Raw genomic sequence first — 6008 nt, 5'->3', positions numbered from 1 at the left:
GGAAAGATAAAGCTTGGTGCCTTCTTCTTTTGTGTAAATTCTGATTGTAATATCTTCTGGTTCATACACGTACTCGCCAACATATTGTTTTAAATTACTAACCGTATGTACATTTATAACTTTTAGTTTTCTATTTGTATAACTAAAACTCATTAATGATAATGACATCATTATAAGTAATAAGATTGCGTTTGTTTTTTTCATTTTAAATTTAAATTTGTTTTTTTATTTACGAACCGCTTTATATGTTCCGTCAGGTTGTATTGCAATTAATTCCTTAAAAACGCCATTTTCTAGATTTTTAAATTCTATTGTAAACCCTTCTAAAACTCTAAATGAAAATACATTTTCTCCAGTGGGAATTAATTCATAAGGTGGTTGATTGGGTACGAAAGCATAAAGCTTGGTTCCATTTTTTTCAGTGTAAATCTTTACAGTAGTTCCTTGCATTTCATATTCACCAACATATTGCTTTAAGGTACTGAGATCTACATTTATGGCTTTTGGTCTGTGATCAATAGCATCAGGTCTGGGTTCTATTCTAAATTTCGCATTCGAAACTGCTCCATTTCCAGTTATTTCATCATTAATCCATTGTATATACTTTGATACTCTTGTATAGAATTCTTCTACACCATAAAGTCCGTCGTCACCGCCTTTTGGGTCTTGCCCTGAGCTAATTCCCGCAAGGTATACTTTATCGTCTTTTAGAATAAAAGCCGGTCCACCACTATCACCTGCACCACTAATGCCTTCAAATTCCGTGAGGTATTTTGTTTTAGTATTGGGATGATCGAATGTCCAAAACAGCCATTTTTCATTTGCTCTTTCAATCCTATTGGTGGCACCTCTTTGCTTTCCGTCGTTACCATTTTCACCAATGAGTCCATTACCTTTGTCTCCTCCACCTACCATATAAATTAACTTGTCTACTTCATCATTATCTGTGTATAATTTTGCTTGTAATGCTCCAATAGGTTTTTGCTTTAAGTGTAATAGCGCAATGTCATTATCATCACTATCTTGTCTTACCGTCCAGGATGGATGCATTATAACCTTATCTACTTCAATTTCGATATCGTTGATGACCACAAAATGCTTCCTTCCGTCTCTGAATTCATTTACAATTTCTATGGCACAATGTGCAGCTGTTAGAGCCCACTGATCAGCTATTATTGTAGCTTCACAACCCGGTAGGTTTACATGACACATATATTTTTCAAATTTCTCGGCAAGTTTGAGAAACTCAGCTTCATCTTTGTCGTGTCTAGTGACCATTAAATTGTGCTCGTTACTATTTGTATAACTAAAACTTACTAACATTAATGATAGCAGTAGAAGTAAAATGATTGCATTTGTTTTTTTCATATTATTTTAAAATTTATGAATTTGATTTTATTACTCTGTTATAGGTAATATTTTTATTCAGCGAGTAAAAAATCTGATATCTCTCCTGCAATTGTGTAAACAAATTCTTCAAGTTCATTGCTGAGTATGATTATTGTAATTCCTTTGTTTGGGTAGATCCACATATCAGATGCAAAAAAATCAGTGGTGCCTCCATGTAGCACTAACTTATTCTCTGAATCATTATTTTCAATTCCCCAGCCATATCCATAGCTATCATATAGATTTGTGGGTTGGAAATGCGGAAAAAGATATTTAGATGTAGTAGCTTCATCTAGTACTGTATTATTCATTATGGATTGGCTCCAGAGTAATAAATCATTCGCTCGTGTTAGAATACCTCCATTTCCTTTAAGATTGAGATAGGGACCATTGTCACTCCAATTCTCTTCATTTGGTTTATTGTTTTCAACGCCATTCAAATAACCATTGGCAACTTCATCTTGTTGCCAATCTGGGATTATATAACCAGTATGGTACATGTTTGAAGGTTGAAAAATCTGTGAATTTAAAAAGCTCTCATAATCCATACCACTAGTTCTTTCAATGATTAAACCAAGTAAGCTATAACCTACATTAGAATAATTAAATTGTTCCCCTACTGGACTAATTAACGCGCTATTAAAAACTTGCTCTAAAAATTCTTCCTCTGTAATAGTGTCATAATCTCCTCCTATTCCACCTAATAAGCCGGAAGAATGTGTGAGTAACTGATGAATGGTTATATTCTCTTTGTCATTAGGAACAGCATCAAAGTAATTTGATAAATAATTATCAATTGACAGTTCATTTTGCATCTCTAATTTTAAAATCCCAGCCGCTGTGAATTGTTTTGTAATAGAGCCCATATCAAAAACAGTATTGATATCATTAAATCCATTTTCTTGACTATTTTTTCGTCCATAGGCTTTATTAAATAAGATGTCGTCATTTTGTGCGACTAAAACAACACCAGTAAAGTCTCTTGCTATAAGTTCTGTATCGAGGGAATCTAAATCCTCAATTTTCACTTCATCGTCACTGGTAGAACAACTAAAATTTGTTGATAAAAAAGATAGTGTTAGAAGTAATACGATTGTTTTTATTTTTTTCATGATTTTATTTTTTGATTAATGTGTAAAAACCCAAGTGAATTCACTTGGGTTTTAGAATTTTGAGATGTATTAAAAGAAATAACCAACAGATAGTTGAAATACACCATTGCTGTTTTTTTCCGAGAAATCATCGACATCATTAATATTTGATAGTCCTAGATTATATCGTGCCGTGAAATTGAGACCATTATCAAGCTTATAACCAAGACCAAAATTAACACCATAATCTGTTGTTTTTAAAAACTCTTTATAATCTTGAGAACCTCCTTTAGTTGAAAGCAAAACACCAATTTGAGGCCCTGCTTCTAAACTCAATCTTTCTGTAACATAGTACTTTCCAATTAATGGAAGATTTAAATAGTTTAGACTAATGCTACCCTCAGAATCAATGTTTGTATCAGCTCCTTGCCCAGAATATATTAATTCGGGCTGTAAAGAGAATTTATCTGAAATCTTAAACTCTGCCATGACTCCGAAATGAAAATTTGTTGTAGGGTCAAGGTCTTTTGCATTGTCACCTGTAATAAAGGCAAAGTTTAAACCTGCTTTGGCTCCAAATTTAATGTCTTGAGCGTTGACATTAGATAATCCTAAAACTGCAATAGCAGTTACTAAAAATAATTTTTTCATAATTTGTGTTTTTTGATTTAAGAGTGCAAACGTAATTTTCAAAACAAAACAAAAAGTTAATTTCATGATTGAAGACGTACTGATACATCAGAATTACACGAATCAGGACTTTTATTAACTCTTTTTGTATGCATTCTGCTTAAAATAAATTTTGAAGATCAAATCGATACGATATTCTAAAGAACAATAATCCCAAAGACTCAGAATTTGATTTGACTATGGTCATATTTTTAATACCTTCGTAATTGGGAGTAACTCCGAGGTATTGATATCTTAAGGATAAGGTGAATTATTGATGTGTCCACCAATACCAATTCCAGCGGTGAAATTTGGTTGACTTATTTTGGTTTTATCATCTGTATGCACAAATGAAAATAATGATGAATACCCAAGTCTTGACTCAACAAACAGGTGTTTTTTTATAGGTAATCTATAAAACGCCATAAGAGTGGTAAATTTAAAGTCATTTGAGGATAGAGTTTCAATATTTTCATCCTCGCTACTTGTTATGCCTGGGATAAAATTTCCTCCCGTAGAAATATCTAACCCAAATTGCCCAAATTGATAAGATTTTATAATGTTAAAATGTAATTCGCCTTTCCCACGAGTGTTTTTATTTCCGATAACATTTCCAATTCCTACACCTACTTCCATAAATGAATCCTGTGCATTAATAAGTTCTATTTTGAATAATAAAAGAAATAGAAGCAAGAAATACTTTGGTTTGTTATTCTGCATAGATGCTAATTTTAATTGCTCTTTTGTGAATAGTACATTAACCTTTTTGAATAAAAAAGTAGCGGCTTTAGATGCTATCTATAAAGATTATTACGAATAATTATCTCTATTTTTAGCAATAAAACCGCTACCAATTAATAGTTATTATAAAGGGTTTTTTAGTCTATTTTTCTTTTAAATATATAGCGTGTAATAAAAATACCATTCCCGTCTTTTTCACCTGAATCGCTTTCTACAGCACTTGTTACAAATATTAAATCCCAACCTTCAGCAATCATCGACGTTAATTTTGAGGAAATTACTGCATCGTTTGCTGCTATATTTTGGAAACGTATACCAGCAACATTATAAAAGTTTAATAATTTTGTTTCTTCAAAATCCTTTACTCTAATATCTTTTCTTTTAGATTTATTTCTTGTATTATCATCTTCAGTTTGAGTAGACGTAAATTTTTTATAGTCTCTTTTATCATTTGCTGAAATTAAACGCGATCTACCTAAACCATCTGGTATAATGGACTCAACGCTTGTAATTACTTTTACTTCAAATTTTGGCTTCAATGTATCTTGAAGCTTTAAAGTTTCTTGTGCAAAAGCATTAGCTATAAACAATGCGGAAATTGCTATTACTGTTAATTTAATTTTTCTCATTTTGTTTTATTTTTATAATAATTATTCTATTCCAAACGCCTCACTAAAACCTTGTTCTAAATAATCATCAAAAATATCATCATGGCCTCCACTGCCAGAAATTATATTGGCATTCTTGGATTGTAGAAACGTAACTTCTTCTGTTGTAAGACTGCCTACAGCCTCATCTGTTTCTCCGTATATGTATGTTAGGTTGGATAAGCTCTCAATAGTATTAAAATCTTCTGTATATCTATTCATTACTAATCCTGCGAACAGCCTAGCTTCGTTTCTATTAAGTATATTATCAAATGGTTGTGTTCCTACTATGGGTGTAACACCATTTTCAAACTCTGCTGGTCTGCCTTCAGCTAGTCCTTGCCAAAAGGCATCATTAATATCCAATCTACCTGTCATAATTAGATATTTATCAGCGACATCTATTCCTTTTTCTGCGATGAGTTCTTGTGTTACAAATGCGCCATAAGAAATACCTGCAATGTAAACCGTTCTTCCTTCATCTTTAAAATACTTAACAACTTGATACAGTGTTTCTACACTTTCAGCATTAAAATTTACAGCTTGGTTCAACGTAATTTCATTGCCTTCTATTATGTTAGGGTCTAATGTTTGAGCTTGGTGTACAGTTACATTTAAGATATCTGTAGTATTAAAAATTGCGGAAAAATAATCCACTAATTCTGCAGCGAGTTCTGTACTGGGACCACCTGGTACAGTTATCACTACTGTAGAGGCTTTTTCGTCTCCCCTAAAATAAATTAAATTTTTAATTTCTTGTGATATGCCATCACTAGCAGGAGGCTGATCATCATCATTAGAACATGAGACTATTGTGATTGTAAAAAATGTTATTAGAACTAATTTTGAAATTGATCGATAATAATTTATACTTATTATCTTTTGTGTTACTCTTTTCATTGATTTTTGTTTTTTGATTTATACAGGGCAAAAGTATAGTTACCAAAAAGATAAAAAAGTAGTTTTTTTACTGCAGAAGTCCTAAAACAGTGGAATCAGACGAATCAGGACGTTTTTTGAAGCTTTCTATAGGCTCCTGGTGACATATTTAAACTCATATTAAAAGTATTATAAAAAGCACTCTTAGATTTAAACCCAGCTTCCATACCTAAAGCTTCAATAGAATATTTATTAAACACAGGATCTTGCAATAGATTTTTAGCTTCTTCAATACGGTATTCATTTACAAATTGAATGATGCTCTTATTTGTTTCTTGATTTATAATTTGAGATAAATAGCCTTCACTTGTATCTAATCGTGTTGCTATATCTAATCTACTTAAAAGCGGATTCTTATATAATTCTTCGTCTTCCATTAAATTATAGAGTTGAGTAATGATTTTAGAAGTAGTGGAGCTCTTTATTTTCTTTTTTATCGGAGTATCAGCTGACTTTTTTGAAACTAAATAGTTATGTATTTCTTCTTTTTGGTCTATGACTTGCAATCTAAATACACCATAATATAATATCC

General features: G+C 31.7%; 8 protein-coding genes. All 8 read right to left on the bottom strand.

The window, feature by feature from the left end; all coding sequences use genetic code 11:
* A partial coding sequence (locus QZZ53_RS16355; protein WP_296386687.1) for a hypothetical protein occupies positions 1-204 on the bottom strand: 204 nt, incomplete at its 3' end.
* 21 nt (positions 205-225) lie between these two features.
* On the bottom strand, positions 226-1368 hold the full coding sequence (locus QZZ53_RS16350) for a trypsin-like serine protease (RefSeq protein ID WP_296386685.1): 1143 nt from the start codon (positions 1366-1368) through the stop codon (positions 226-228).
* A gap of 53 nt (positions 1369-1421) precedes the next feature.
* Positions 1422-2501, bottom strand: a complete 1080-nt coding sequence (locus tag QZZ53_RS16345; protein ID WP_296386683.1) for a serine hydrolase domain-containing protein — start codon at positions 2499-2501, stop codon at positions 1422-1424.
* Positions 2502-2570: 69 nt separating this feature from the next.
* Complete coding sequence (locus QZZ53_RS16340; protein WP_296386681.1) at positions 2571-3131, bottom strand: porin family protein; 561 nt, start codon at positions 3129-3131, stop codon at positions 2571-2573.
* A gap of 273 nt (positions 3132-3404) precedes the next feature.
* Positions 3405-3869, bottom strand: a complete 465-nt coding sequence (locus QZZ53_RS16335; RefSeq protein ID WP_296386679.1) for a hypothetical protein — start codon at positions 3867-3869, stop codon at positions 3405-3407.
* 158 nt (positions 3870-4027) lie between these two features.
* Positions 4028-4519, bottom strand: a complete 492-nt coding sequence (locus tag QZZ53_RS16330) for a hypothetical protein (RefSeq protein ID WP_296386678.1) — start codon at positions 4517-4519, stop codon at positions 4028-4030.
* A gap of 21 nt (positions 4520-4540) precedes the next feature.
* Positions 4541-5437: a hypothetical protein gene (locus tag QZZ53_RS16325; RefSeq protein ID WP_296386676.1), complete on the bottom strand. Its 897-nt coding sequence runs from the start codon at positions 5435-5437 to the stop codon at positions 4541-4543.
* Between the two features lie 104 nt (positions 5438-5541).
* Positions 5542-6008, bottom strand: a 467-nt coding sequence (locus QZZ53_RS16320) for a helix-turn-helix domain-containing protein (RefSeq protein ID WP_296386674.1), incomplete at its 5' end; no start/stop codon positions are given.

The organism is Winogradskyella sp., assembly GCF_016744625.1.
Classification (GTDB): domain Bacteria; phylum Bacteroidota; class Bacteroidia; order Flavobacteriales; family Flavobacteriaceae; genus Winogradskyella.
This window is presented reverse-complemented; position numbering and strand designations above follow the sequence as displayed.

What these genes read in the sequence shown, in the direction of transcription:
- QZZ53_RS16345 (WP_296386683.1), bottom strand. Translation starts at nt 2,501, where the DNA reads ATGAAAAAAATAAAAACAATCGTATTACTTCTAACACTATCTTTTTTA.
- QZZ53_RS16325 (WP_296386676.1), bottom strand. Translation starts at nt 5,437, where the DNA reads ATGAAAAGAGTAACACAAAAGATAATAAGTATAAATTATTATCGATCA.
- QZZ53_RS16335 (WP_296386679.1), bottom strand. Translation starts at nt 3,869, where the DNA reads ATGCAGAATAACAAACCAAAGTATTTCTTGCTTCTATTTCTTTTATTA.
- QZZ53_RS16330 (WP_296386678.1), bottom strand. Translation starts at nt 4,519, where the DNA reads ATGAGAAAAATTAAATTAACAGTAATAGCAATTTCCGCATTGTTTATA.
- QZZ53_RS16350 (WP_296386685.1), bottom strand. Translation starts at nt 1,368, where the DNA reads ATGAAAAAAACAAATGCAATCATTTTACTTCTACTGCTATCATTAATG.
- QZZ53_RS16340 (WP_296386681.1), bottom strand. Translation starts at nt 3,131, where the DNA reads ATGAAAAAATTATTTTTAGTAACTGCTATTGCAGTTTTAGGATTATCT.